The sequence below is a fragment of the Propionivibrio sp. genome, assembly GCF_049316945.1.
Taxonomy (GTDB): domain Bacteria; phylum Pseudomonadota; class Gammaproteobacteria; order Burkholderiales; family Rhodocyclaceae; genus Propionivibrio.
The window spans coordinates 1-2,377 of record NZ_JBMOJE010000321.1 but is presented as its reverse complement, the minus strand read 5'-3'; the positions used below and the strand labels follow the sequence as shown (position 1 = coordinate 2,377).

At 53.9% G+C, this 2,377-nt stretch carries 3 protein-coding genes; 1 reads left to right on the top strand and 2 read right to left on the bottom strand.

Annotation, left to right across the window (positions count from 1 at the left end; genetic code table 11):
- The first annotated feature begins 52 nt into the window (after nucleotides 1–52).
- Nucleotides 53–1,267, top strand: a complete 1,215-nt coding sequence (locus ACOYNV_RS27570; protein ID WP_422903021.1) for a sensor domain-containing diguanylate cyclase — start codon at nucleotides 53–55, stop codon at nucleotides 1,265–1,267.
- A 55-nt stretch (nucleotides 1,268–1,322) separates the two neighbouring features.
- Here the strand turns inward: ACOYNV_RS27570 and ACOYNV_RS27565 are convergent, their stop codons facing one another.
- A complete protein-coding gene (locus tag ACOYNV_RS27565) occupies nucleotides 1,323–1,565 on the bottom strand; it encodes a hypothetical protein (protein WP_422903020.1) in 243 nt (80 codons plus the stop codon).
- 68 nt (nucleotides 1,566–1,633) lie between these two features.
- A complete protein-coding gene (locus tag ACOYNV_RS27560) occupies nucleotides 1,634–1,846 on the bottom strand; it encodes a hypothetical protein (RefSeq protein ID WP_422903019.1) in 213 nt (70 codons plus the stop codon).
- Nucleotides 1,847–2,377 lie beyond the last annotated feature (531 nt).

Genomic DNA, 2,377 nt, shown 5'->3' with positions numbered 1-2,377 from the left:
CACCTCGCGAGCATTGGGCCAAACTTTGCCCAAAGAGCCGCACAGCGCGCTGATGTTAAATGTGCTGCAAACGAAGCGGCCCAGCATCACCAGCATGTTCTATGGTCCAGTGCTGAAAAAATATCTGGTTGCTATGGTCGTCCCGGTACTGCGCAACAATACGGTGGACGCATTCCTGTCCATGTCGATGGATGCAGCTAACCTGAGTGAGGTCCTTGATATTGCCAGTACTCCTGCGGGATGGCATGTCAGCGTTTATGACGCCAACGGCAAGCTGATCGCCGACACTGTCCAACATGATCTTTCGTTGGAACACAACGCCCCTGGCGTTTTGATGGACGCGCTAAAGACCGGACGCGAGGGCGGACTTCGTATGTCCCGGGGCAATGGCGCAAACGTCTGGATGACCTACCAGACCTCGTCAAATTACGGCTGGACTGCGACTGTTGCCGTGTCCGATGACATGCTGACGACCGAACTATGGAAAACCCTGTGGCTACAACTTACGGGTGCCGTCGGCTTGTTGCTGGCGGGTCTGCTGCTGGCCACGTGGATTGGGCGCGGCATCGCCGATCCGATTCAGGCGCTCGTCGCGCCAGCACTTGCGCTTGGGCGGGGAGAACCACTGTCGATTCCCGAACTGAATTTGACCGAGGCCATCGCCGTCGGCAATGCATTGCAAGCTACCCAATCTCTCCTTCTGCAACGTGAACACGAGCGCGATCAGGCACGTACCGACTCCCTCACAGACGGACTGACTGGATTGTCAAACCGGCGGCGGTTTGACGCAGCAATCGACCTCGAGTTTGCGCGTATGCGCCGCTGCGGTGAGCCACTTTCCCTGATCATGCTGGACATCGACCATTTCAAGCACTTCAATGACGCGCTGGGGCACCCGGCTGGAGATGCCTGCTTGAGGCAAGTGGGTGATCTGATCAACACCATCGTAAGTCGAACAACAGATCTAGCTGCGCGTTACGGCGGCGAAGAATTTGGCATCATCCTTCCAAATACCGATTTATCGGGTGCCACCGAGCTGGCTCAGCGCATTGAAGACGGCATCAACTGGCTGGCCATCATGCATCCGGCATCAAGTGTCGCGCCACATGTGACAGTGAGCCAGGGTGTCATAACGGTAGATTCAACTGCCGCTCAATCAGCATTGGATGTGGTCAAACTGGCGGACGCGCTCTTGTATCAGGCCAAGCTTCAAGGGCGAAACCAGATCGTGGCCCGAAATGCGTCCATTTCGCCGGGCGAGTCGTAAAGACGATTTAGATTTGACTTGACATCTCGAAGGCAGCGACCGCGACTTCTGGTCGTCATGGCTCAGCCGGGTGAATTTGTTCGATTTCGTCTTCGTGAAATATCGAGAGCCTGACAGTCGTTCCGTCGGTTGCCACATTCTCGACCACGTATCCATCGGCTACACCTTCAACTTGAAGCTCGTCCACCAAAGCGTCTGTGTCGCCGACCGCCACTGGTTGAGTATTCCAACCCCAGTCGTCGTATTTCTCAGGCGATTTGGTAAGCCGAACAATGCGCACCGCATCAAAGGGTTTCATGTTCAGCTTCCCGATTCCGTTGTCAGATCACCTTGTGCGAGTGTGCTCGCCTTGACAAGACGAATGAATCACTCTTCTTTTGCTGCAAGCGCAGAGATGGCTTGAGCCACCAAGAAGAATTTGTTGCTACCAAGATCACGGATTGTCTTGATTCCGAAGGCCTTCGCCAGCAACTCAGCATCGCCTGCCGATACGCCCTCAAGTGCATCGACCGGCGCATCTGCGATTTCCTTCAACGATTTGGTTTCGTAGGCTTTATCTACTGCTTTATTGATGTTCATGTTCAGTGCTCCGGGTTTTGAAAAAAGGCTGATCACCCGATTGCAATGAAATTGGCCGAATTCCGTCCACTGTTTCACCCATCCAACTCATCGACCCACACCCACCCGAGGCGGACGAGCGTAGCCTCGTCCCTCCCGTTTGGGCCAATTTCATTGCAATCGGGTGGATTTGATGTCAGTTTGCGCAAGCTGCGATGCAAACTTTGAGAATCGTACCGCATGCCTGTCGCCGTTCATGGCATGAAAGCGGCGACGGACTGCGCCAGGAAAAGGCATTCTTCGTTCTCAGTCGCTCAGACCTACCAGAACACTTTGGAAACCACCACCGCGTAAGTCCTTGATTTTATTGAATGTGGCCTTTTGAAAAGTCACGAGGGTCACTGAGAACAGAGAGAGAAAACAGAGGGATTTCGGTCAAAAACGTGGGGTTTTAATAGCAGAAAAGTCACAAGGCAAACGCCGTAAGTGCGCGTCACCATTGAGTTTTTAGGCGGAAAAAAGCCCAACAGTTGGGCTTTCTATGTCTGGTGG

Bases quoted from the DNA above. Each gene is read 5' to 3' on its own strand.
- ACOYNV_RS27570 (WP_422903021.1), top strand. From the start codon at position 53: ATGTTAAATGTGCTGCAAACGAAGCGGCCCAGCATCACCAGCATGTTC.
- ACOYNV_RS27565 (WP_422903020.1), bottom strand. From the start codon at position 1,565: ATGAAACCCTTTGATGCGGTGCGCATTGTTCGGCTTACCAAATCGCCT.
- ACOYNV_RS27560 (WP_422903019.1), bottom strand. From the start codon at position 1,846: ATGAACATCAATAAAGCAGTAGATAAAGCCTACGAAACCAAATCGTTG.